We start from the raw sequence: 24,720 nt of genomic DNA, 5'->3' as shown, positions 1-24,720 counted from the left end.
GCTCACAGCCTTAAGCAATACAGACAACATGACAGATTCCGCACCAAATACGCCTGAACATTCTTTACTGGGCAAACCCGCGACTTACAAGTCAGAATATGACGCCAGTCTGCTGTTCCCTATCTCCCGCAGCGGAAAAAGGGAAGAAATAGGCCTGGGCAGCAGCCTGCCTTTCTTTGGTGTGGATATCTGGAATGCCTATGAAATCTCCTGGCTCAACATGCGCGGCAAACCACAGGTGGCAATCGCTGCCATTACGGTACCGGCAGATTCACCGAATATCATAGAGTCCAAGTCTTTCAAGCTGTATCTGAATTCTTTTAACCAGACGCGTCTGGCAGGTACTGAAGCTTTGATCAGTCTGTTACAAGCTGATTTGTCAGCCGGTTTTGGTGCGGCAGTGCAGGTCAAGCTGACCACGCCAGACCAGTTCGACAAACTCGCCATGCATGAACTGCAAGGCCAGTTGCTCGACAGACTGGACATTGAAGTAGATAGCTACACCCCCAACCCGTCACTGCTGACTGCCAATTTTGACGAGTCGCCAGTAGAAGAAACCCTGATCTCGCATTTGCTGAAGTCCAACTGCCTGGTGACTGGCCAGCCAGACTGGGGTAGCGTGCAAATTCATTATGTAGGCCCGCAAATCAACCAGGAAAGCCTGCTGCAGTATTTGATAGGCTTCCGTGACCACAATGAATTCCACGAGCAATGTGTGGAACGCATCTTTGTTGACATCATGCGCCACTGCAAACCGCAGAAGTTGTCAGTTTATGCGCGGTATACCCGTCGCGGCGGACTAGACATCAATCCATGGCGCAGCAATTTCAGTACGGGCCAGGGCCCGGACAATCGCCGGAATGCACGCCAGTAAGCGCAGCAATATGCGTGGCTGCATCCCTCTTACACCCATTTTTTGTATCCATTTGTAAGCAATATTATGTTGAAATTCAAATATTTCTCCTTGCGCGCTGCCTTGTGCGCGTCCAGTTTCATGCTGTGCGCAGCATCCCAGGCGCAAACAACTAGCGCCCCTGCCCAGGAAGACATGGGCTGGTGGGATAGCGCAAAAGCCAAAGCCAATAAAATCCTGGATGAAGGCGACTTGTCACTGATGCTGGCTGGTCATACTCACCATGGCCGCAATACTTATACCAGGGAAAGAATTGCAGAGCTGAATGAAAATACCTGGGGCCTGGGCTTTAGCAAAGCCATACGCACCAAGGAAGATAATGAAGAATCCCTGTATGCCATGATGATCTCGGATTCGCACTTCAAACCCCAGCCCATGGCTGGTTATGCCTACCAGTGGATGAAACCGCTGGGCGACAAGGTCGAAGTTGGTGGCGGACTGACTGGCGTGCTGATCAGCCGTACTGATTACTTTGGCGGCTTCCCCTTCCCTGCTGTATTGCCCGTGGCTTCGATAGGCACACGCAATACCAAGCTGATGGCGACCTATGTGCCACGTTTTTCCAAGAACAAGGGGAATGGCGACGTACTGTTCATGTTTGTCCGAATAGACTTGAAATAAGCGCTTGAAATAAGTGCCTGAAATAAAGTCCGGCTAGGGAAGTACAATTTTGCAAGAAGGTGTTTTATTCGCCTGCCGCAGCTTAATGTGTTTTTAATATGCTAGCTAATTACCATCATTGTCCTGAGAACTTGCTTGATGTAAAGTAGCCAGACTTATTCGTTTTATAGATTGTCGTCGTGATAATTCCGGTCCCGTTTTCAAGTACTAGCACACGCGAGCCTGTCGCCAGTCAAGACTGGCATCTGGCCTTGCTGGAACATAACCCGGATGCGATGTATGTGCTGATCGACGACAACCTCGTGTATGCCAATCCGGCAGGTGCAGAACTCATGCATGCCGGAGACCCGCAGCAGTTGATAGGCCTCAAGCCTGAGGCCTTCCTGCATGGACGGCATCATGAAGGTGCCAAAACCATATTGCAAAAACTAAGGCAGGATGGGGCGCAAAGCAAGCATACCTGTCAGTGCATACGGCTTGATGGTCAATTGTTAGATATAGAAGTCCGGGGCACGCAATTCAGTTTCAATGAACAAACCGCCATCTTGCTGACGGCGCGCGAAATCACTCCCCGCAGCAGTTCCCGTTCCAGCGCTACCGTCACCGCCCTGCCCCTGATTGATCAAGTCCGTTACAAATCCAGCCGCGTCCATGAAGCCCTGCATCACGAGAAAGAAATTCTCGAGATGATCGCGCTCGACAAACCTTTGACCGATATTCTCGAAGACGTCTGTGACCGCATGGAGCGCTTGCTCGACAATGGCGCTTTGTGCGCCATCACCTTGTATGACGCCAGCAGCCAGCAACTGAGTTTTGGTGCTGGCCCTTCGCTGCCTGACGGTTTTTGCGCCTTGCTCGGCAATGTGCCTGTAGATACCAGCTCGGGTTCGGCCTCGGCGGCGATTTATTACCAGCGCACCACGATAGTCCAGGATATTGCTGTCAGCCCGCTATGGAAGAATTTGCGTGAACCGGCCCTGCGCTATGGTTTGCGTTCATGCTGGTCCTTGCCTATTACGACGGCTTTCAACACGCTGCTGGGCACGGTCGATGTGTATCACCAGATGGTACATAGCCCAAATGAAGATGAGCAGGCCATGATGATGGATGCCTGTGACCTCATTGGCCTGGCCATCGACAAAAAGAACATGGAACAAAGCCTGGAGGAAAGCGAAGAACGCTATCGCTCCGTGGTGACCAATCTCAGTGAAGGCATCATGGTGATAGGCCCGAATGGCCAGATCCTGACCTGCAACCCCAGCGCCCAGCGCATCCTGAAGATAGAAGATATCACCACCGTAGGCAGGCGCCATCGCTACTTCAAGAACATACTCGGTGACGAGGGACAATCGATACGCATGGGCGATGATCCGGCCTCTGTCGTGTTCCGCAGCAAAACCCCTATCCTGAATTTGTCGATGGGGGTAGAACTGCGCGATGGCTCTGTAGTCTGGCTGCTCGTCAACGTGCTGCCCATTAACAAAAAAAGCAGCGCCTCGGTATCTGCCGTACTGATCTCATTCACTGACACGACAGAAGTGCGCGAGACGCAAAGGCAATTGCATTTCATGGCCTCTTACGATGCCCTGACTGGTTTGCCGAACCGCCACCAACTGAACCAGCGCCTGGTCAAGGCACTGGCGGGTGCCAAGCGCACCCAGCACCGCCTGGCCCTGCTCTTCCTTGACCTCGACAGGTTCAAGAACGTCAATGACACCGCTGGCCATGCGGCTGGCGATACACTTTTGCGTGATGTATCTTCGCGCCTGAGTTCCTGCATACGCACGACCGACATGCTGGCCCGCCTTGGTGGTGATGAGTTCGTCATCGTTGCTGAAGCCTTTGAAGATGCCATGCAACTCAAGGACCTGGCTGAGCGCGTCCTGGCCCGCATGCGCGATCCTTTCGTCATTGATGGCAATGAATATCACCTGGGTACCTCCATAGGCATTGCGGTTTATCCACATGACGGTGAAGATGGTCCTACGCTCATGCGTTGTGCCGATTCTGCCATGTACCATGCCAAGGAATCTGGTCGTAATAATTACCAGTTCTTCACGACTGAACTCAATGTCCGTGCCCAGCACCGTTATGCGCTGGAAACCAATCTGCGCCGCGCCCTGACCGACAATGAATTCCTCGTGTATTACCAGCCAAAAATCTGTCTCAGCACCTCGCGCATCGTCGGTGCCGAAGCCCTGATACGCTGGCAAATGCCGGATGTAGGCCTGGTACCACCTAACGAATTTATCCCCATCTCAGAAGAAATTGGCCTCATTTTGCCGCTGGGCCGCTGGATCTTGCGCCAGGCCTGCCTGCAAACCCAGCTATGGCGTGAGCAATATGCGCCGGACATGGTCATCAGCGTAAATATCTCGCCCAAGCAATTCCAGGACCCTGGCCTGCCCAAATATATAGAGCAAATCCTGCAAGAAATTGGTTTGCCGCCATCTGCCCTGCAACTTGAGATTACCGAAGGCTTGCTGATGGGTGATATAGACTTGCTGCTGCCGGTCTTTGACGCGATCAAAAAGCTGGGCATCAGTATTTCGCTCGACGACTTTGGCACAGGCTTCTCTTCTTTATCTTATTTGCAGCGTTTTCCTATCGACAATCTCAAGATAGACCGCTCTTTCATTCGCGATATCCCGGGCAACCCTGATTCCGTTGTCCTGACGCACGCCATCATCGCCATGGCTAATGCGCTGGGCATGAGCGTTACTGCCGAAGGGGTGGAAAAAGCCGACCAGATGTTCTTCCTGGCTGACTCTGGCTGTCAGGAGATGCAGGGTTTTTATTTTAGTCAACCCCTGCCTGTTGATAAATTTGAAAAATTACTGAGAGACAACGTTCGTTAAAAGTGTTGTCAGGTTTTGCGCATATCAGCCAAAAGAAGCCTATAATTTGTCAAAACCTAATTTTGTGCATCGCACCATTTCGCTGTAAAACGATCTTGCACCATGACGAATATTGCAAAAATCCTGCCTCTGAACAACGTACTCCTGGATCTGGAAGTCTCCAGCAAAAAAAGAGCATTTGAACAGGCCGGGCTGTTATTCGAAAATAATTGCAGCATAGCGCGCTCGGTTGTCTCTGATAACCTGTTTGCCCGCGAACGCCTGGGCTCTACCGGGCTGGGCCATGGCGTGGCCATCCCGCATGGCCGTATCAAGGGCCTGAAGGCACCGATTGCGGCCCTGGTCAGGCTCAGGGAAGCGATTCCTTTTGAATCACCAGACAGCCAGCCGGTCAGCCTGCTGATTTTCTTGCTCATGCCTGACAATGTCACGCAACAGCATCTGGAAATCTTGTCTGAAGTGGCAGAAATGCTGTCAAACGAAACTTTCCGCGACTGCCTCAATACTGAAGCCAGCGCTGCCGCGATATATGAAAAAATCATGGCATGGCGTCCGAATTTGCCAGGCAATGCCTGATTTTCCTGTCTGAGTATGCCATGCATGCGCATGGCTGCCAGACTCGTCAATCTATCCCTCCCAGTCACCCAGTATCACATCGTCAGAGTCAGCACATATAGCCATGCCATCATTGACAGAACTCACGGTACAAAAAATCTACGACGATAACCGCGATACCATGCAACTTGGCTGGTTTGCCGGTTTCTCTGGCGCGGACAAGCAAATCACGGGCGACGCCGCATCTTCTGCCGACCAGGTCGGGCATTTAAACCTGATCCACCCTGGCCGCATACAGGTGCTGGGGCATCAGGAACTGTCGTATTACAACCGCCTGTCAAATGCCTCACGCAATAACCTCATGCGTGAACTCGTCGCCGGTGCACCACCTGCCCTGATCGTGGCACAAGGTCTGGAATCGCCACCGGCATTTTTGACGACTTGCGACGACAATAATATCCCGCTGTTTTCCACGCCTTACCCTTCCGCTCAAGTCATTGATTATTTGCGCGTGTATCTGTCGAAAAAACTCGCGCAAAAAATCACCATGCATGGCGTTTTCATGGACGTGCTGGGCGTAGGTGTTCTCATCACCGGTGAATCCGGCCTCGGCAAGAGTGAATTGGGGCTGGAACTGATTTCACGCAGCCATGGCCTGGTGGCCGATGATGCCGTCGAATTTTCGCGCATCGCCCCGAATATGATAGAAGGCCGTTGCCACGAACTCTTGCAAAACCTGCTCGAAGTGCGCGGCCTGGGCCTGCTTGATATCAAGACCATCTTTGGTGAAACCGCAGTGCGCCGCAAGATGCGCCTGAAGCTCATCGTGCATCTGGTGAGACGCAGCACCCTCGAAGAAAATTACGAGCGCCTGCCTATCGACTCGCAGACTGAAGAAGTGCTGGGCCTGCCCATCAGAAAAGTCGTGATCCCGGTTGCTGCAGGCCGCAATATCGCGGTTCTCCTGGAAGCAGCTGTGCGCAATACCATCCTGCAATTACGTGGTATTAATACGCTGGAAGATTTCATGGAACGGCAACGCCGCGCCATGGAAAACGGTGACTAAATACCTGCTGAGTACATCCCATGGAAATCCTGCTTATCTCTGGTATCTCCGGCTCCGGCAAATCGGTAGCCCTGAATGTGGTTGAAGATGCAGGCTACTATTGCGTCGATAATCTGCCGCCCAGTTTACTAGCTGACCTGGTCAATACCCTGACCAAAGAAGGCATACCCAGCGCCGCCATCGCCATCGATAGCCGCAGCGCGAACTTGCTGACCAGCCTGCCAGATTCTATCAAGGCACTGCGCACCGAAGGCCATGATGTCAAAGTCCTGTTCCTGACAGCCAGTACAGAATCCCTGGTCGCCCGCTTTTCAGAAACCCGCCGCAGCCACCCGCTGTCACACCGGCTTGGTCTGGACAAAGAGCCCGGCGACAGGCTCAGCCTGACTGAATGCATACAGGAAGAACGCGAAATCCTCTCAGGTATACAACTGGTCTCCCACGTCATCGACACCAGCGACCTCAGTGCCAACAAACTGCGCGCCTGGGTCAAGGACGTCATAGAAATAGGCCACACCCCGCTGACCCTGATGTTCGAATCCTTCGCCTTCAAGATAGGCGTGCCGCTGGATGCCGACTTTGTCTTCGACGTCCGCATGCTGCCCAACCCCCACTACGACCCCATCATGCGTCCGCTGACAGGCCGCGATGAACCCGTGATCCAGTTCCTCAAAGAACAACCGATGGTCGATGACATGTTTGCCGACATCCAGCAATTCATCGCCAAATGGCTGCCAGCATTCAAACGCGACAACCGCAGCTACCTCACCGTCGCGATAGGCTGCACCGGCGGCCAGCATCGCTCAGTGTATATGGTGGAAAAACTCGCTGCACATTTCAAGGCGCAGGAACAGGTGCTGGTCAGGCACAGGCGTTTGAGTTAAACGCGAAGGCGTCGCTTTAGCTGCATCCCACTGGAATGGTATAAGTGCGCGCAGCCTTGCGCTCAGATTGAGACATTTCTCAGGAAACTTCCTTTCCTTGAGTGAGTCCAAACCGTCTCTACTTCATTCCAAAATAAAAATGAAAATCAAACCTCAAAAAATCTGGACGGCGACAACAGCAACTATACTCAGCGGCCTGATATGCATGGGCCTTGCGGCATGCAGCACCACACCTCAAACCATCACACCGCACTATCAATTAAGTACAGATGCTACCTGGAGCAAACTCAATACCGTTGCATATAAAGGTAAGCAGGATGATATTTTCTTTGTCCAGCCCGACCTGGGCTGGTATGTGAATGGCGGCGGCAAGATTTACAAAACCACGGATGGTGGCCAGAACTGGCAAGAGCAATTATCCAAACCCGGCACCTTCTTCCGCACGGTAGGTTTTGTCGATGCCACGCAAGGCTATGCGGGTAACATAGGCACTGATTACTTCCCTGGCGTTACCGATACCACGCCCCTGTATGAAACCCGCGATGGTGGCGCCAACTGGCAAGTTGCCAATGGTCTTGAGGGAGTACAGATCAAGGGCCTGTGCGCCATCGATATACTACACAACAAATTCATCAACTCCGGTGTGCTCGAAGAAAGAACCATCATTCATGCCGGTGGACGTGTCGGTGGCCCGGCAACTTTACTGCGCTCGCTTGATGGCGGCAACAGCTGGAAAAGCATGGACATGACGCCTTATACAGGCATGATACTGGACGTCAAATTCTTTGATGCGATGACAGGTTTTGTATTTGGTGCATCTGACAGTGATACAGAAAAATCCCACGCCCGCATCATCATGACCAAAGATGGCGGTGCAAGCTGGAAGACAGTCTATGAATCCAGCCGCCCCTTTGAGCTGACCTGGAAAGCCAGTTTCCCTACCCGCGATACCGGCTATGTGACCATACAAAGCTATAACCCTGATCCGGCCACCAGCCAGCGCTATATTGCCAAGACAGTAGATGGCGGCCTGAGCTGGAAAGAAATCCCTCTCATCAATGACATCAAGGTCAGGGAATTTGGTGTTGGCTTCATTGATGCCAACACCGGTTGGGTAGGTGCCATTGAAGGCGGCTACCAGACCACGGATGGCGGCCAGACCTGGAAGCACGTCCCCATGGGCCGCGCCGTCAATAAGATACGTCTGCTGCCTACGGACAAGGGCTTTGTTGGTTATGCGATAGGAACAGAAGTGTTCAAGTTAAAACAAGAGAATGCGCGTTTACCCTGACGCGCCCAATACCGCATTTTTCTGTTTGAATCGTCCCAATGCTCTTGATGTCTTGATGGTCTTTGCATTTTTAGTTTAAGCTCTTTGCTCTCTCATCCTTACTGCTGACGCGAAGTTCAATGACCATCACCCTCAATTGCCTGCCGCAAAATCTCGACAATCCTGCCTGTAACGACTTCATAGCTAATACGCCTTTAACAGCCTGGATGCCTGTGTTGAAGTACCTGCAACAGGCATTCGACCTGCCTGCTGAACCTTGGGAGAAAATCCCCCTGGGTGCGAATGCCTTGTTTGGATTGGGTGAGGGCGTGATAGTCAAACTCGTGCCACCGAACTGGCGGCGTCAGGGTGACAAAGAAATTCTGGTGGCACCTCTGCTGGAAGGCAAGCTGTCATTGCAGACACCCAGGCTCATCGCCAGCGGTGAAATCGATCACTGGGTATTTGTGATCTTCAGCCGCTTGCAAGGCACTTTGCTTGCGGACATCTGGCCATCGCTGGATATCGAACAGAAACGATCCATCATGCTGCAAACTGGCCAGCTTGTGCGTGACCTTGGCAGTGTGGAGTTTGATACGGATATCACCATCAAGGTCGATTGGCCAAACTATATACAGAACCTGATTACTGATTGCATGGCCAGGCACCAGCGCAGGAAAATGCCTGAAATTTTGCTGGCACAAGTCATGCCGTATATCGAAGCAGCAGGAGACTTTGCCAATGCAGGTAAGCCGCGCTTTATCCACATGGATATCCACCCATGGAACCTGATGGCAAAGCAGGAACAGGGTCAATGGCGACTCTCAGGCCTGCTGGATTTTGGCGATGCCATCGTCGGCAATAGTGACCGCCTCGAAATCCTGACACCGATGATCTTCATGGCACAAGGCAATCCCTTGCTGCTGCAGGCACTATTGCAGTCTTATGGTGAAATTACAGATATCAGCGCAGCAGAACTGCAGCGCCAACTGACTGCCTATATGCTGATCAGGCCAGATTGCGATGTCACGTTCTGCATGCAGCAAGTTCCTGCTGATGGGCCGCGCAATAGCTGGGAACAGGTTGCTGCTCAGATGTTTCCGCTGTAAAACACAGAGACGCGATGACAGTCAATTATTTGGCATTACAAAATAAGGAGACAAACTCAGATTTGCGTCCTTACTGTCGCCTCATGTGAGCTCAGGTCTCTATTGCGCAGGCCTTCTTATGACTTCATTTTCTTGCTGTTTATATGGTCCCAATTCACCTTGCACAGAATTAAGGAATTTGCGAAACCTGGCTTCCATCAGCACATCATATTTTTTTGCATTGCCTTTCAGGTGAGGCCAGGCCAAACGTGCTGTCGCTGATATGTTTGCTGAGTCTGCCACCTGGTCTCTTCTGGCATCAAGGATAGTGTAGCGCGTCGCGCCTTGCAGGGCTTCTTGACGGAATATAGTCCATGCATCAACATTTTCTGTCTTGGGTGCGTTACTACCATACTGTTTTACCGGCACATCATAGGCAGTGCGCCCTGCGTCAGTATTGAGGTCATAAAATTTCAATACCAGGTTGGTCGAGTCAGCCGTTTGCCTGTCTGCCGGGTTGGGTAACTGGAAAACTGCGGCAGCCACTGGCAGTTTGGATTGCATGTTCAGTACAGCCCAGTCATCATCCACAGTAAAAGCCAATGCTCCAGTTTGCGTGATGATTTTGAGGCTGGTATCGGCAAAGGCGGTGATGCAGGCGGTGCCAAGTAGCAAGCTTGCGAGCAAGGTTTTTAGTTTTTTCGTCGGCATGTTATGTAAAAATTTCTCTGATATCAGGCAACGTCCGTATTTTCTACCAGCCCCTGAGCATACCGCGCCAGCGAACGATTGTAGCGCGGCAGATATCCTGCCTGCGCAGTCAAACCCAGCGCAAGTGCCTCACGTTCGCGCCCCAGATCTGCCAGCGCCAGGGCCAGAAAGCCGCGTACGGCACCGTCGAGTTCATCACTGCCTTGCTGCATTTCAGCAAACAGCAGGTCAGCCGCAGTTTGCGGATCACCCAGGTGACGGATGGAGCTGGCCATTTGTATATTTGCCCGACGGCGGCGCAAACCTGTCAGGCCATTTTCGAGAGCAGCTTTATACAGGGGAATCGCCAGTTCAGTAAAACCGCAAGAATCCCGTGCGCCGCCGCGTTCAAACAGCCCTGTGGCGGCATCAGGTGGCAACTCTGCAGCCAGTGCGTCCATCCGGGCGATGAAGCTCTGTGCTTCTGTCGCGTCAAACTCTGCCCACAGAGCCGCCAGTCTTTCTTCCCAATGATCGTCCGGCGTAGTCATGATGTGATGCACGTTCAATTACTTTCCAATAAAGTTTTGATCTGCTGGATGCGCCCATAATCCACATCAGGCCAATGCGGTTCACCATAAGAATGTGATTGAAACTCGCGCAGGAATCGCCAGAAGGGTTTCAATGTCTGGGCAGGACTTCCCAGAATGATGGCGACTTCTTTCGCATGGCTGCGCTTGCCGTCATCGGCATATTCTATCCTGAGCCTCACCTCTGCCAAAAATCGCTCAAAGTACATGAAGTATCCCGCTGGCTCCAGGTTCCACCAAACGGACGCATCAAGGCCACTCGCCGCGCTTTGAATAGCGGCAGCAAGTTCTTCAACAGGATTATTGGGAACATCTGAAGCATCAATCTCAATGGTCTTGCCATCAAGAGTGAGTGTCAGCGCCAGCCATCCGTTCACAGGTGCCTGGTACGCAATCTGGATCAGGGACATGTACTGCTTTTGATAAACTCAGCATTTCAAAGTGCGGACAGGTTTTTTCTATCCGCACCAAAGTGATGTGAGCAGGCAGCCTGTTACGCTTACTCTGTGGTCTTATACGCTGTACAGACTGCCATAGTTCAATAGTCTGGAGTGAGCATTTCAAGCTCTTCAGCTCTCAATATTCTGGCAGTTACACTGCATTCATTCGAGCTTAATCTGGCAGATGTACCACCGTCAGGATCATAATAAAATTGACAATTGGCATCTGTAAATTTCAGCCACAAACGCTGCACTTCCTGTAACTCCTTTTTTCGCTCTGCCTTGAGTTTACCCATCAATTTTTTATAGGCATTATTGAGACGTTTGTCGACACGGCTGTATTCAGCAGAAGTGCAATCAAGCATGGCTGGATCTACCCCTTCTGATTTTTCCATGCACTTACTATATTCGGCACTACGTGCTGGTACAGCCCTGCCATATGCTGGAAATGAAAGGCCTGCGCTCAAAGCTGCGGTCAAGATGAAGATGAATTTGTATCTGGATTGCATACGTTTGATGGATAGATGAAATTTATCAGGAGTTTGAAGCTTCATTGCAACGATGTGCCGCCCCTGATAAGCATAAAAATACTTGCCATAAGAGTATTACATATTTTAGTCAGGCCCGGTAATTAAAGAGGATCAGGTTCTGAAAAACAATTTGCTCTCAAAAAACAAGCCCTTCAGGCGCTTGCGGAAAATCGCGATAGTCAGTGCCAGCAATAGCATGACTAGATTAAAACCGAGGATTTTATTACCGCCCATATCCACGAAAGGAATGGCATTCGAAGGCATGGTAGCGGCATACAGGCCACGGTCATAACTGGCGCCTATGACCTGGCCACCGTCGTTGATGGCATTGGTCAGGTACAGGCTTTTACCGGCCGCGTGCAGCGTCATTTTATTGTCGCGCCAGACAAAGGACAGGCGCAGGTCTGCAGTATCAACTACGCCAACGACATGGCCTTCGTTATTGATGCCGGTGGCAAAGCTGTCACCAAAGCCGATTTTTGCACCCAGGTCTATCATCTGTTTGCCATCGTGCATGAAGGCATGCCAGCGGCGGTCTTTCATTTCTGATGCACCTACGACGATGCCATGGTCGTTGATAGCCGTTGCTGAACTGGTGCGGCCACCCAAAGTGCCCAGATCCCTCATACCGCTGGCAGCATCATAGAGGAATGCGCGGCGCGTGCCATCGGTGATCATGGAAGAACCAACCACCTGTCCCTGGTTATTGATGCCGCTCGCATAACTGACCCTGCCACCAAGAGTGCCAAGGTCTTTTAGCGGTTCACCAGGGGTGTACAGAAAGGCATGCCAGTCACGCTCTGGTGTATCAGAAAACCCGGCAGCCTGGCCAGTCTGATTGAGTGCAGCACCATAACTATTCGGGCCACCCAGCGTGCCCAGGTCCTGGGTGCCATGATCGCGGGTGCGAATGAATGCGCGCCATATTTCCCCTTTTTTTGAAGAACCGACGATCTCCCCCTTGTCATTGATGCGCTTGGCCTCGCTCTCGGTTTCGCCCGGCAACTCCAGCTTGACAAGCTTCCCCTTTTCAAAGAACACGGCGTGAGCCGTGCCATCTTTTTCCTTGATGACGGCAGCGACCTGCCCTGCTGCATTCATGTCATAGGCAATCGACTCGCCATACTGCTTGCGCTCTATACCCAAAGAATGACTCGTCGAGGCAACAGCCTGGCCACCGATCAAAGCCAGCAGAAACAACGAATTACGCAATGCAGGGTGCATACAGGTATCCTTTCTGGAGGGAGGTCTTACGGGGAATTTGCAAGCAAATATACAGGATTATTATTTGGCAATAAAGATAAATGATTATTATTTGCTACCGTCAATTGAGACGTAGTGAGGTTTTTTTGAAATTCACCAGGACGCGCGGCCCGTGCCAGCTTGCCAGATGCTGGGGTGCCAAGTTGCGCCCGTGAAGCCTCGCCTAGGCAAATGGCAAAGAGGGTGCAAGCCCAGACAGTAAAGCGCATTAATTCGCCGTGAACGCTTAAATGAAGCACCGCTAAAGTATGCCTGGGCTGCCTGAGAATTCTAACAGTGAGTACTACGTGCACGAAGCTGTTTTAACAAGCAAGGATATGAATGATATGACTATACCCGCCCCGACATGCCTATACTGAAACCGGTGCGTTAAGACGTGCCCAGAGGCTCAGCGTCGGGCAAGGTCAAATACTCATACTGAACGCAACAAATAAAAAACCCAGTCAAACATGACTGGGTTTTTGTACATTCTCAAAGCGGCTGAATCAACTCACCCGGCTCAGACTCGCGCCATCAAACAACGATAGTCTGATGCTCATTACCTTCACGGGCACGTATCTCACCAATCTTATAGACAGACTCACCAGCAGCAGTCAGTTGTGCCAGGGCTGCATCAGCCTGCTCAGCCGCAACGATGACAACCATGCCTATGCCGCAGTTAAATACGCGGTGCATTTCTGCATCTGCCACGCCGCCGTGTTGTTGCAGCCAGGTGAACAGCGGTGGCAGTGTCCATGCGTCTTTATGCAGGACGGCGGTCAGTTTGTCACCCAGTACACGCGGGACGTTTTCTACCAGGCCGCCACCGGTGATGTGGGCCATGCCTTTGACTTCCAGGGTTTCCATCAGGGCCAGCAAAGGTTTGACGTAGATGCGGGTTGGTGCCATCAGGGCGTCGCCGAGGCTGCGGCCATGGAAGTCCGCATTCAGGTCTGGCTTGGCAACTTCAATGATCTTGCGCACCAGCGAAAAGCCATTGGAGTGGATGCCGGAAGATGCCAGGCCGAGGATAACGTCACCCGGTTGTATCTTGCTGCCATCAATGATTTTGGATTTTTCGACTGCGCCAACGGCAAAACCAGCCAGGTCGTATTCGCCATCTGGATACATGGATGGCATTTCAGCAGTTTCGCCACCGATCAGGGCGCAACCAGCCTGTTCGCAACCAAAGGCCACGCCCTTGATGACATCAGTTGCCGTGGCAACATCAAGTTTGCCGCAGGCAAAATAGTCGAGGAAGAACAGCGGCTCTGCGCCTTGTACCAGGATGTCATTAACGCTCATGGCGACCAGGTCTATGCCTACCGTGTCATGCTTGTTGAGGTGGAAAGCCAGTTTCAGCTTGGTGCCCACGCCGTCAGTACCGGAAACCAGGACTGGTTCCTTGTATTTTTTGCTGACTTCAAACATGGCGCCAAAACCGCCTATGCCAGCCATGACACCTTCGCGCATGGTGCGTTTGGCAAAGGGTTTGATGGCATCAACCAGCGCATCGCCGGCAACCATATCGACACCAGCGTCGGCGTAAGAGAGAGAAACAGGGGTAGAAGTGCTCATGATATTCGGCAATAGGGGCAGGAGGCGGTAAAATAGAGAAATTGCCAGAAAAGTCCGGCAAAACCGCTATTTTAACAAATTGACCGCGTATATTGACCGCAAATACGCTGTATTTTGGGCCAGGCAGCAAATTCGATAACTTCTTGACTACTATTTAGCCAAAAACATGCCACTTTCTTTTACGTCGGAGCAAAAACAATCCATGCTGTGGCTGGCCGTGGCAATTGCGCTACTGAGCTTGCTGTCGCTGCTGGGCCCGGTGTTGATGCCTTTTATCGTCGCCAGCATATTGTCTTATGTGCTGACACCCTGGGTCGACAAGCTGTGTGCCCTGCGTATCAAGAAATTTGGCCTGCCGCGCTCGGTTGCGGCGACCCTGGTCATTGTGATACTGATCGCCGCCGCGCTGGCCATGGTCTTGATCATGATACCGATATTGCAAAAAGAAGTGCCACAATTACAAGACCAGATACCCAGCTTCTTCAACAAGCTTGATGAAATGCTGACGCCCATGCTGTCAGAATTTGGTATCAAGGTGCGTCTGGACAGCACCGGCATCAAAGCCTTGTTGACCGAACAGATGGCCAATAGCGGTGACGTGATCGGCAAGGCGGTACTGAATTCCATCCGTGTCGGCGGCACTGCCGTGCTGGGCATGGTTGCCAATCTGCTGCTGATCCCCATCGTGCTGTTTTACCTGCTGATGGACTGGCATTCACTGATCAAACGCCTGAGCCATTTCATCCCGCGCCGTTTTGTCAAAAGCGTGGCCAATGCGGTAGAAGAAGTTGATGATATCCTCGCGCAATACCTGCGCGGCCAGATCCTGGTGATGATCGTACTGGCGGTGTATTACTCGGTCGCACTCAGCATCGCCCGTTTTGACCTGGCTTTGCCGGTCGGCATCATTACCGGTTTTCTGGTATTCATCCCTTATCTTGGTTATGGCCTGGGGCTGGTACTGGCGCTGATAGGTGCTATCCTGCAATTTGATGGTTTTAGCGGCCTGATGTCAGTCGCGATCATCTATGGCATAGGACAGATGCTGGAATCGTTTTACCTGACGCCACGCCTGGTCGGCGAACGCATAGGCTTGCACCCGCTGACCGTGATTTTTGCCTTGATGGCATTCGGGCAACTGTTTGGCTTCATCGGCATTTTAATTGCCCTGCCAGCATCAGCCGTGATCTCGGTCGCCGTCAAGCACATACGCACGTCTTACCTGAACAGTCCTTTTTATAGCCAGACATGAGGCAATTATTACTCGACCTGGACGCGCAAAAGTTGCCGTCCCTCGCCACCTTTGTGGTGGGGCAAAATGCTGAGCTGGCGCAATTGCTGGGCATGTTTGACCAGCGCATTACCAGTCAGTACGGCGAGCGCTCTGTGTATATCTGGGGTGAGCCTGGGGCTGGCAAGACGCATTTGCTGCATGCACTGGCAGCAGATGCCACGGCACGCTATATCCCGGCTGATGCGCCAGAATCTGCCTTTGACTTTACCGAGGGCGTGAGTCTCTACCTGCTTGACGATTGCGACCAATTGTCGCCGCTGAACCAGATTGCCGCCTTCAATCTGTTCAATGAAGCACGTGCACGTGGTGGTTTTTTGATAGGCGCAGGCAACCGCCCTCCGATGATTTTGAATGTACGTGACGACTTGCGCACCCGCTTTGGCTGGGGCCTGATCTACCAGGTGCATGGCCTGACGGACGAAGACAAGATAGCCGCACTGGAAAAAGCGGCCCAGGCGCGCGGCATACAGATATCCCCCGGCGTGTTACCCTATCTGATTACCCATTACCGCCGCGACATGAGTACGCTGAGCAATATCCTGGACCAGCTGGACCATTATTCCCTGGTCACCAAGCGCCCCATCACCCTGCCACTGTTGCGCGAACTGATGCTGCAACAACAGCAGGACCCTGACAACATGACAGAATAGCATGCGTAATATCGCCTTATTTGATCTTGACCACACCCTGATCCCCATCGATTCTGATTTTGAATGGGGCCAGTTCCTGTGTCGCGTTGGCGCTGTCGATGCCGACGAATTTGCCCGCCGCAATGCAGCGTTTTTTGCACAATACCAGGCTGGCACACTGGACCCGGTCGAGTATCTGGAATTTGCTCTGGGCACACTGGCGCAATTCCCCCGCAGCAAACTGGATGACTTGCATCAGCAGTTCATGCAGGAAGTCATACAGCCAGCCCTGTTGCCCGCGGCTTATGACCTGATCAAGAAGCACCAGGATCAGGATGACCTGATCGCCATCATCACCGCCACCAACCGCTTTGTCACTGCCCCCATCGCCACGGCACTGGGTGTGCAACACTTGATGGCGGCAGAGCCTGAGCTCGATGCCACTGGTAATATCACCGGCAAACTGCTGGGCGTGCCCAGCTCTGGCCCAGGCAAGATCACCCATCTGGCAGACTGGCTGGCGAAGCAGGAAGTTACGCCATTAAAGCAACTCAGCGACTTTCACCATAGTTATTTTTACAGCGATTCGCAAAACGATATACCGCTGCTGGAACGCGTCAGCCATCCTGTCGCAACCAACCCCAATGCCAAATTAAGTGCCCATGCACTGGCAAAAGGTTGGCCTCAACTTCACCTGTTTGACAAGCAATGATCAAGAAATTTATTCGCAAAATACTGGGCGTAAAAAACAAGAGCGATGTCGCCAGCGCCAACCAAAAGCCAACTGTGCTGGGTCCTAAAGACCACGGCATAGACCCGCAACTGGTGTCTGCGAATGCCATACGCATCACCCAGACCCTGCAAGAGAATGGCTTTAAAGCCTTCGTGGTCGGCGGGGCCGTGCGCGACTTGCTGACTGGTGTCAAACCCAAGGACTTTGACATTGCGACCAATGCAACGCCTGAACAGGTCAAGCGCCTGTTCCGCCGCGCCTTTATCATAGGCCGCCGCTTCCAGATCGTGCACGTGATGTTTGGGCAGGATTTGCTGGAAGTCACCACCTTCCGTGGTGCAGCCACCGATGGCGCACCCAAGGACGAACATGGCCGTGTCTTGCGCGACAATACCTTTGGTGAACAACATGAAGATGCTGCCCGTCGCGACTTCACTGTGAATGCCATGTATTACGACCCGGCCACACAGACCGTGCTCGATTATCACGGCGGCATGAAAGACATCAAAAAGAAAACCCTGCGCATCATAGGCGTGCCAGAAGCCCGTTACCGCGAAGACCCGGTGCGCATGCTGCGCGTGGTGCGCTTTGCTGCAAAACTGAACTTCACGATCGATGCATCCACCCGCGCCCCTATCGCCGTGATGGCACCGCTGATCAACAATGTACCTGCCGCGCGTGTGTTTGATGAAACCCTGAAACTGCTGACCAGCGGCCATGCCATGGCCTGCCTGCAGCAATTGCGCAAAGAAGGCCTGCACCATGGCCTGATGCCCCTGCTGGACGTAGTACTGGAACAACCCCTGGGCGAAAAATTTGTCACCCTGGCGCTGGCCAATACTGATGAACGCGTGCAACAGGGCAAGGGCGTCTCACCCGGCTTCTTGTTTGCCTCCTTGCTGTGGCACCAGGTCGTCGAGAAATGGGAAGCCTATAAAGCCGCCGGTGAATTCCCCATCCCTGCCCTGCACCTCGCTGCCGATGATGTACTCAATACCCAAACTGACGCTCTGGCGATACAGCGCAAGATAGGATCGGACATGCGCGACATCTGGGCCATGCAGCCACGCTTTGACAAGCGCGTAGGCAAGACCCCGTACAAGATGCTGGAGCACCCGCGCCTGCGCGCTGGTTATGACTTCTTGCTGCTGCGTTGTGCCTCCGGTGAAATCGATGAAGAAATCGGTGAATGGTGGACAGATTTCATGGAAGGCGACAGCGTAGAGCGTGACCGCCTGATAAATACAAAACCCAAAGCAGCCGAAGCTGGCCCCAAAAAACGCAAGCCCCGCCGCCGTGCCCCACGCAAGGCAGCCGCAGCAGCCGAATGAGTGTGCGAGTGAATTTGCAGGTTTTCATAGGTATAGGTGCCAACCTTGGTGATGCCAGGGCCAGTGTCAGCAAAGCCATAAATGCGCTGGCGCAATTGCCGGACACCACACTCGTGGCGCGCTCTGCCCTGTTTGGCAGTGCGCCCATCGATTCTAGCGGTGACGATTACGTCAATGCTGTCGCAGAACTCGCCACCAGCCTGAGTGCCACCGACGTGTTGCAACACCTGCAAGCCATAGAACTCGCGCATGGTCGCGAGCGCCCCTACCGCAATGCACCGCGCACCCTGGACCTGGACTTGCTCTTGTATGGCGATGAAGAAATCAATACCGCCGACCTGCAAGTCCCCCATCCACGCATGACAGAACGCGCTTTTGTGCTGCTGCCCCTGCTGCAACTGTCTGCCGATATCAGCATTCCCGGCAAAGGCCGTGCGCAAAGCTATGTCGCTGCGGTGGCTGAGCAACGCATACAAGAATTACCCATTACCTGAGCGCCTGACCAGGCGATAAGCGAGGCCCCATGCAAATCCCCATCATTGTGCAAACCACAGGTTTGTTAATACTCTCCAATATCTTCATGACGGTAGCCTGGTATGGCCATCTGAAAAGCCTGTCCAGCAAAGCCTGGTGGGTAGCCGCCTTTATCAGCTGGGGCATCGCCCTGTTCGAATACCTGCTGCAAGTGCCTGCCAACAGAATAGGCTACACTGCGTACAGCCTGGCACAGCTGAAGATATTGCAGGAAGCCCTGACCCTGATCGTCTTCGTGCCCTTTGCCATGTTTTATATGGGCCAGCCATTCAAGCTTGATTATGTGTGGGCGGGTTTGTGCCTGGTGGGAGCGGTCTATTTTATTTTTAGATCTTGAGAGGATGTAAGGTGGAGACAAAACCGCTGTCAAATAAAAATCAGATGACAGCATCACCTTTGGAGAAAAAGAATGGCTGAATATTTGCAAGACCGTAAAGCAGTAAGCATTCCTGGCTTGATCGCGATGCGTGAGAAAGGTGAAAAAATCACCATGCTCACCGCCTACGATGCCAGCTTCGCTTCCCTCATGGACCGTTGCGGCGTAGAGATTTTACTCATCGGTGACTCCCTCGGCATGGTATGCCAGGGACATGACTCCACCCTGCCAGTGACATTGCATGATGTGGCCTATCACACTGCGGCAGTAGCACGCGGTAACCAGAAGGCACTGGTCGTGGCCGACATGCCCTTTGGCACGTATGCGACACCGGAAGCCGCTTTCAACAACGCCGTGCAACTGATGCAGGCGGGCGCACAGATGGTCAAGCTCGAAGGCGGCCACTGGCTGGCACCGACCATCAAGTTCCTGACCGAACGCGCGATCCCTGTCTGCGCCCACCTGGGCCTGACACCGCAATCCGTACATCAGTTAGGTGGCTACAAGGTGCAAGGCAAGACCGATGCCTCCGCCAATCTGCTCAAAGCCGAAGCGCTGGCCGTACAGGAAGCCGGTGCAACGATGCTGGTGCTGGAAGCGATACCCGCCAGCCTCGGCAAAGAAGTCACAGATTCCCTGCATATCCCCACAATAGGCATAGGCGCAGGCGTTGATTGCTCAGGCCAGGTACTCGTCATGCACGATTTGCTGGGCGTATTCCCAGGTCGCAAAGCCCGCTTCGTGAAAAACTTCATGGAAGGCCAGACCAGTATTGATGCGGCGGTACAGGCGTATGTCGCGGCAGTGAAAGACAAATCTTTCCCTGCGCTGGAGCATAGTTTCTAATTTGGTTTTTGGTTTGTCATTTGACTTTGGCAGCGCCCCTTGAAGGGGCAACTGCCAAAGCCATCTATCCTGTCGTCCAGCGCCCCAATCAGTAGGGTGCGTTACAACGCACCATCTCTTGCACAAGACCAAGCAATCATCACTATCGAAAAATATAGGCAAAACTAATGGCATAGATAATTTGATTGCCAGAGAATACAAGCCGTGCAATACCAAGATAAATCATTGCCATTGGATAAAGTTAAACACAATAATTTTTATTGAGTGCGCTCAAAACCTCATACCCTACTGTCTCTACCAAAGCGACATCATGTTCCGTCTTCCGTGAAATCCAATTTTTTATATCTGCGCAAGAAAAAAAGTAGTCGTATATGTCAGGCACAAATTTTTCAAATTCCACCTGGCTATTAAAGGCGAATATCCCCATATCGACAGGACGGGGCTGAAACAAAGCCCACTGTTTGCTGGTATCCAGCAAAATTAGTCCGCCATAGTCTCCGGCATTTCTTAAGTATTTTTCGCAGCTCGTGATAGCTTGCACCCAGTCATCAGCAACACGAAACATATTCAGGCTCTCATACTCTGAAGCAGAATACACCTCCACTCCCCCCTCAAGCCCAAAACCCGCACGTACCAATTTTTGTACCGTATGCATTAATTCACAGGAAGTGCAGATATCTATATCAAAGAACAAATATCTGTTGAAGCTGTGGTGAAATATCTGTGCAGGCAGGAGTGCACCAGGGATCAGCATTTCCTTGAGATTACGGGTCATGTTCAAAATGGCGCGATGGCACTATTTATCATTTTTTGTTTCTTCGTAAAATTCACCATCGGATAATTTCCATATATAGCCCTCAATCCCATCTTCATGGTCTGCGTGAAATATTCCTGTCAGATAGTCGGTTGTCCAGTCTTCTGAATGAGTGATTTCTTTTGAGAGTGTTTTTAGCTGTTCTTTTATGTAGCTGAGACGCTGGATTCGTATGTCAGCACCGTAAAATATGTAATGAGTCCAATTGATGTGCGTGTCTGGAATTACCCAGCCCTGATTATACATTTCTGCTCTTGAAGCATCGAATCCATAGTCTCCGGCTTTATCAATGAAGGATGAAATTACTGCCTTGATCTGTGGAATGGACTCTTCACGGCACGCTACCCAGCCTCTGACGCTTATGTATGTTCCCATGCTTTTTCAGTTGAGCCTTGATGAAAATGTACATTGTACTATCGTCAGTTCAGCCACTCTTGTTTGCCTGATCGACTGATAGCAGCAAAAAAACCACGCTACGGCTAACCACAATGTGATCTGGCACGTTTCTTGATATGCTGTATTGGAACCGTAACCACGAGACTAGAACATGGCCAAGTTTTTCAATGAAATGCATGCCTATGATGCGGCTGCACCGGGCGGAGAATTGACGCGGGAACATTACCGTGAGTTTTGCAACTGGCTGGCACAGCAGCCTGCCGAACGCTTGAAGCGCAAGCGGGCCGAGGCTGACCTGAGTTTTCGGCGGGTGGGCATTACCTTTGCGGTGTATGGCGACGATGCGGGTACTGAGCGGCTGATCCCGTTTGACATTATCCCGCGCATTATTCATGCGGGTGAATGGGCGCAGCTGCAAAAGGGCCTGGCGCAACGGGTGCAGGCGCTGAACATGTTTATCCATGATATTTATCACGACCAGAATATCATCAAGGCGGGCATCATCCCGGCCGAGCAAATCTATAAAAATGCCCAATATCGCCCTGAAATGCAGGGTATTTCGGTTGCTTCTGACATTTATGCCCATATTGCGGGTGTGGATATTGTGCGCGCTGGCGAGGGTGAATTCTACGTACTGGAAGACAATTTGCGGGTGCCGTCTGGCGTGTCTTACATGCTGGAAGACCGCAAGATGATGATGCGGCTTTTTCCTGAGCTGTTTGCACGTAACAAGATTGCGCCGGTTGATCATTATCCTGACATGTTGCTGGATAACCTGCGCTCTGTCGCGCCCATGGGTGTGGATAACCCTACCGTGGTGGTCATGACGCCGGGCATGTATAACTCGGCTTATTTCGAACATGCCTTCCTGGCTCAGCAGATGGGTGTTGAGCTGGTAGAAGGCAAGGATTTGTTTGTCAATGACAATGCAGTCTTCATGCGCACCACGCGTGGGCCAAAGCGGGTGGATGTGATTTACCGCCGTATTGATGATGATTTTCTTGATCCGCTGGCTTTCCGGCCTGATTCTTCTTTGGGTGTGCCGGGCTTGCTGTCGGTGTATCGTGCTGGCCGCGTAACGCTGGCGAATGCGATAGGCACGGGCGTCGCGGATGATAAATCGATTTACCCATTCGTGCCGGACATGGTCAGGTTTTACCTGACGGAAGAACCGATCTTGAATAACGTGCCAACTTACCAGTGCCGCAAACCAGAAGATCTGTCTTATACCCTGGCAAATCTGGGCGATCTGGTGGTCAAGGAAGTACATGGTGCCGGTGGTTACGGCATGCTGGTGGGCCCGGCTTCAACCAAGGCACAGATAGAAGATTTTCGTCAGCGCTTGCTGGCCAGGCCTGATGGTTATATAGCCCAGCCTACCCTGGCATTGTCGGCCTGCCCTACCTTTGTTGAAAGCGGCATCGCCCCGCGCCATATAGATTTGCGCCCCTTTGTCTTGTCTGGCAAAACCATCTCCATGGTGCCTGGCGGCTTGACGCGGGTGGCCTTGCAGGAAGGTTCGCTGGTGGTGAATTCTTCACAGGGTGGCGGGACCAAAGATACCTGGATATTAGAAAATTAAATCAGGAGAAATACCATGCTAAGCCGTACCGCTGATCATTTGTTCTGGATGGCGCGCTATACCGAGCGCGCAGAAAATACTGCACGTATGCTGGATGTGAATATCCAGACTTCGATGTTGCCACAGTCTGCCGAAGATGCTGAGCGCGGCTGGCGTGCCATGCTGGGCATCTCTGAATTACAGTCTGCTTTTGACCATCAATATGGTTTACTGACGAAGAAGGATGTGCTGGACTTCATGGTCAGGGACCCGATGAACCCGTCGTCGATAGCCTCCTGCCTGAAGGAGGCGCGTGAGAATGCCCGCGCCGTGCGCGGTACGCTGACGACCGAGGTATGGGAAACCCAGAATGCGACCTGGCTGGATATGCAGGACAGGCTGTCGGACACGATACTGGAAAACGACCCCAGCCAGTTTTTTGAATGGGTCAAGTATCGCTCGCATCTGTCACGTGGCGTAACGCTGGGCACCATGCTCAAGGATGAGGCCGTACATTTCATACGCCTGGGTACTTTCATAGAACGTGCCGATAATACCGCACGCATACTGGATGTGAAGTTTCACGGTGCCAAGGAAAGCGGGCGCGGCAATGACAGCCTGCAAAGGGATTTCTATTATTGGGCAGCGCTGCTGCGTTCAGTCTCCGGTTTTGAAATTTACCGCAAGGTCTATCGGGATGTGATTACGCCTGAGCGGGTGGCAGAATTGCTGATGCTGCGTGGTGACATGCCGCGCTCTCTGCTGGCCTGCATGGATGAGGTAGTCGCCAACCTCAAGGAAGTGCGTAATGATGTATCAGCAGACACTGAGCGTTTTGCTGGTAAGCTGCATGCAGAATTGCAATTTGCCCGCATCGAAGAGATATTGGCAGAAGGTTTGCATGACAATCTGACGCGTTTCCTGGAAAACATTTTCGATCTGGGTAACCGCGTCAGCCGCGATTTCCTGGTGCCGCTGGCGGCTTGAGAAAAAAATCATGCAACTTTTTATACGTCACGAGACCATCTACCGTTATTCGGCCCCGGTGACCTACACCATACAGCAATTGCGCCTGACACCGCGTGCCGAGCTGCACCAGCATGCGATTTCCTGGCAGATCAAGAGTTCCGGACAAAGGCATGCCTATATCGACGCCTATGGCAATCAGGCACATACCCTGACCATTACGGGTCAGCATCACGAGCTTGCCATCATCGCCGAAGGAATAGTCGAACTGACAACACCTTATCAAGGCCGCATCACCGACCCTGACACCTTTTCGCCACTGGTATTTACCGTGCCGACACGGCTGACAGAACCCGTGCCAGCCATCATGGACTTTGCGCAGAAGCACTTGCCAGACAGCGGCCAGACCAGCACGGCTGCACTGCTTAATCTGGCAACGCACATACGTGGTGCAGTCGAGTACCAGACTGGTGCAACCATCGTCACAACCAGTGCCAGCGATGCCCTGTTGCTGGGCCGCGGCGTATGCCAGGACCATGCCCACATCATGCTGGCCTGCTGCCATGCCCGTGGCATACCGGCCCGCTACGTTTCTGGTTATATTGACCCGGAATCCACTGGCCATGCCGACAGCCATGCCTGGGTCGATGTGTGGGTAGAAGACGCCGACTATAGTGGCTGGGTCAGTGTGGATGCCACGCATGCCGTTTTGATGACAGATTCCTATTGCCGCCTGGCCATAGGGCGTGATTATGATTCAGCAGCGCCAGTACGCGGCGTGCGCCGAGGTGGAGGGCTGGAAACCCTGAGTGTGACTGTGCAGGTAACGCCGCGCTAAGGCCATGAATACCGCCCTGATAGATTGTTACATGCATTACATACAAATGTGACAAGCGTATTTCAGTGCCCCGGTTT

The 24,720-nt window shown here is 52.4% G+C and carries 26 protein-coding genes; 18 read left to right on the top strand and 8 right to left on the bottom strand.

The features are described from left to right. The first annotated feature begins 28 nt into the window (after nt 1–28). From queF to UNDYM_RS03190, 8 genes are all read left to right on the top strand, one after another. Nucleotides 29–874: an NADPH-dependent 7-cyano-7-deazaguanine reductase QueF gene (gene queF, locus UNDYM_RS03225; protein ID WP_162039744.1), complete on the top strand. Its 846-nt coding sequence runs from the start codon at nt 29–31 to the stop codon at nt 872–874. Nucleotides 875–940: 66 nt separating this feature from the next. Then, nucleotides 941–1,534, top strand: a complete 594-nt coding sequence (locus UNDYM_RS03220; RefSeq protein WP_232063682.1) for a hypothetical protein — start codon at nt 941–943, stop codon at nt 1,532–1,534. Between the two features lie 179 nt (nt 1,535–1,713). After that, entirely contained in the window at nt 1,714–4,392 is a 2,679-nt protein-coding gene (locus UNDYM_RS03215) for an EAL domain-containing protein (protein ID WP_162039743.1), read from the top strand. Nucleotides 4,393–4,494: 102 nt separating this feature from the next. Next, nucleotides 4,495–4,968 (top strand): PTS sugar transporter subunit IIA, encoded by a 474-nt coding sequence (locus UNDYM_RS03210; RefSeq protein WP_162039742.1) that lies wholly within the window; start codon nt 4,495–4,497, stop codon nt 4,966–4,968. A 103-nt stretch (nt 4,969–5,071) separates the two neighbouring features. Further along, complete coding sequence (gene hprK / locus UNDYM_RS03205; protein WP_162039741.1) at nt 5,072–6,013, top strand: HPr(Ser) kinase/phosphatase; 942 nt, start codon at nt 5,072–5,074, stop codon at nt 6,011–6,013. Nucleotides 6,014–6,033: 20 nt separating this feature from the next. Next, the gene (rapZ, locus tag UNDYM_RS03200; RefSeq protein WP_162039740.1) at nt 6,034–6,897 is read left to right on the top strand and encodes an RNase adapter RapZ; all 864 of its coding nucleotides are present in this window, start codon (nt 6,034–6,036) and stop codon (nt 6,895–6,897) included. 139 nt (nt 6,898–7,036) lie between these two features. Then, the gene (locus tag UNDYM_RS03195; protein ID WP_162039739.1) at nt 7,037–8,188 is read left to right on the top strand and encodes a hypothetical protein; all 1,152 of its coding nucleotides are present in this window, start codon (nt 7,037–7,039) and stop codon (nt 8,186–8,188) included. Between the two features lie 119 nt (nt 8,189–8,307). Next, complete coding sequence (locus UNDYM_RS03190; RefSeq protein WP_162039738.1) at nt 8,308–9,276, top strand: phosphotransferase family protein; 969 nt, start codon at nt 8,308–8,310, stop codon at nt 9,274–9,276. Between the two features lie 99 nt (nt 9,277–9,375). On the opposite strand, the gene UNDYM_RS03185 is transcribed toward UNDYM_RS03190, so the two are convergent. The 6 genes from UNDYM_RS03185 to purM form a co-directional block, all read right to left on the bottom strand. Continuing rightward, on the bottom strand, nt 9,376–9,966 hold the full coding sequence (locus UNDYM_RS03185; RefSeq protein ID WP_162039737.1) for a hypothetical protein: 591 nt from the start codon (nt 9,964–9,966) through the stop codon (nt 9,376–9,378). A gap of 23 nt (nt 9,967–9,989) precedes the next feature. Beyond that, complete coding sequence (locus UNDYM_RS03180; protein WP_197740972.1) at nt 9,990–10,508, bottom strand: tetratricopeptide repeat protein; 519 nt, start codon at nt 10,506–10,508, stop codon at nt 9,990–9,992. Nucleotides 10,509–10,510: 2 nt separating this feature from the next. Then, on the bottom strand, nt 10,511–10,945 hold the full coding sequence (locus UNDYM_RS03175) for a hypothetical protein (RefSeq protein WP_162039736.1): 435 nt from the start codon (nt 10,943–10,945) through the stop codon (nt 10,511–10,513). Nucleotides 10,946–11,073: 128 nt separating this feature from the next. Continuing rightward, nucleotides 11,074–11,529, bottom strand: a complete 456-nt coding sequence (locus UNDYM_RS03170) for a lysozyme inhibitor LprI family protein (protein ID WP_162039735.1) — start codon at nt 11,527–11,529, stop codon at nt 11,074–11,076. A gap of 87 nt (nt 11,530–11,616) precedes the next feature. Next, nucleotides 11,617–12,729, bottom strand: coding sequence for an HAF repeat-containing protein (locus tag UNDYM_RS03165; protein WP_162039734.1), 1,113 nt, complete (start codon nt 12,727–12,729; stop codon nt 11,617–11,619). A gap of 552 nt (nt 12,730–13,281) precedes the next feature. Beyond that, complete coding sequence (gene purM, locus UNDYM_RS03160) at nt 13,282–14,325, bottom strand: phosphoribosylformylglycinamidine cyclo-ligase (protein WP_162039733.1); 1,044 nt, start codon at nt 14,323–14,325, stop codon at nt 13,282–13,284. Between the two features lie 166 nt (nt 14,326–14,491). Between purM and UNDYM_RS03155 the strand changes: the two genes are divergently transcribed. From UNDYM_RS03155 to panB, 7 genes are all read left to right on the top strand, one after another. Beyond that, the gene (locus tag UNDYM_RS03155; protein WP_162039732.1) at nt 14,492–15,577 is read left to right on the top strand and encodes an AI-2E family transporter; all 1,086 of its coding nucleotides are present in this window, start codon (nt 14,492–14,494) and stop codon (nt 15,575–15,577) included. Then, entirely contained in the window at nt 15,574–16,269 is a 696-nt protein-coding gene (gene hda / locus UNDYM_RS03150; protein WP_162039731.1) for a DnaA regulatory inactivator Hda, read from the top strand. Before UNDYM_RS03155 ends, hda begins: the two co-directional genes overlap by 4 nt. Before the next feature lies 1 nt (nt 16,270). Beyond that, the gene (locus tag UNDYM_RS03145) at nt 16,271–16,960 is read left to right on the top strand and encodes an HAD family phosphatase (protein ID WP_162039730.1); all 690 of its coding nucleotides are present in this window, start codon (nt 16,271–16,273) and stop codon (nt 16,958–16,960) included. Continuing rightward, the gene (gene pcnB, locus UNDYM_RS03140) at nt 16,957–18,312 is read left to right on the top strand and encodes a polynucleotide adenylyltransferase PcnB (RefSeq protein WP_162039729.1); all 1,356 of its coding nucleotides are present in this window, start codon (nt 16,957–16,959) and stop codon (nt 18,310–18,312) included. Before UNDYM_RS03145 ends, pcnB begins: the two co-directional genes overlap by 4 nt. After that, nucleotides 18,309–18,806 carry a 2-amino-4-hydroxy-6-hydroxymethyldihydropteridine diphosphokinase gene (gene folK, locus UNDYM_RS03135; RefSeq protein ID WP_162039728.1) on the top strand — a complete coding sequence of 166 codons (498 nt, stop codon included), beginning with the start codon at nt 18,309–18,311 and terminating at the stop codon, nt 18,804–18,806. Before pcnB ends, folK begins: the two co-directional genes overlap by 4 nt. Nucleotides 18,807–18,835: 29 nt before the next feature. Continuing rightward, a complete protein-coding gene (locus UNDYM_RS03130; RefSeq protein ID WP_162039727.1) occupies nt 18,836–19,183 on the top strand; it encodes a DMT family protein in 348 nt (115 codons plus the stop codon). Between the two features lie 72 nt (nt 19,184–19,255). Further along, on the top strand, nt 19,256–20,068 hold the full coding sequence (gene panB, locus UNDYM_RS03125) for a 3-methyl-2-oxobutanoate hydroxymethyltransferase (RefSeq protein ID WP_162039726.1): 813 nt from the start codon (nt 19,256–19,258) through the stop codon (nt 20,066–20,068). Nucleotides 20,069–20,309: 241 nt separating this feature from the next. Here panB and UNDYM_RS03120 read toward each other — a convergent pair whose 3' ends face one another. Together UNDYM_RS03120 and UNDYM_RS03115 are read right to left on the bottom strand one after the other, a co-directional pair. Further along, entirely contained in the window at nt 20,310–20,843 is a 534-nt protein-coding gene (locus UNDYM_RS03120) for a hypothetical protein (protein WP_162039725.1), read from the bottom strand. Nucleotides 20,844–20,864: 21 nt separating this feature from the next. Then, nucleotides 20,865–21,257, bottom strand: a complete 393-nt coding sequence (locus UNDYM_RS03115; protein WP_162039724.1) for a hypothetical protein — start codon at nt 21,255–21,257, stop codon at nt 20,865–20,867. A gap of 172 nt (nt 21,258–21,429) precedes the next feature. On the opposite strand from UNDYM_RS03115, the gene UNDYM_RS03110 reads away from it, so the two are divergent. Genes UNDYM_RS03110 through UNDYM_RS03100 form a run of 3 tightly spaced genes read left to right on the top strand, consistent with a single transcriptional unit; the run spans nt 21,430 to nt 24,643 of the window. Beyond that, entirely contained in the window at nt 21,430–22,860 is a 1,431-nt protein-coding gene (locus UNDYM_RS03110) for a circularly permuted type 2 ATP-grasp protein (RefSeq protein WP_162039723.1), read from the top strand. Nucleotides 22,861–22,875: 15 nt separating this feature from the next. Next, nucleotides 22,876–23,826 carry an alpha-E domain-containing protein gene (locus UNDYM_RS03105; protein WP_162039722.1) on the top strand — a complete coding sequence of 317 codons (951 nt, stop codon included), beginning with the start codon at nt 22,876–22,878 and terminating at the stop codon, nt 23,824–23,826. 10 nt (nt 23,827–23,836) lie between these two features. Then, nucleotides 23,837–24,643 carry a transglutaminase family protein gene (locus tag UNDYM_RS03100; RefSeq protein ID WP_162039721.1) on the top strand — a complete coding sequence of 269 codons (807 nt, stop codon included), beginning with the start codon at nt 23,837–23,839 and terminating at the stop codon, nt 24,641–24,643. The last annotated feature ends 77 nt before the right edge of the window (nt 24,644–24,720 follow it).

It is taken from the genome of Undibacterium sp. YM2, from assembly GCF_009937975.1.
GTDB lineage: Bacteria > Pseudomonadota > Gammaproteobacteria > Burkholderiales > Burkholderiaceae_D > Undibacterium.
The sequence above is the reverse complement of the archived record's forward strand: the minus strand, read 5'-3'. Positions and strand labels throughout refer to the sequence as shown.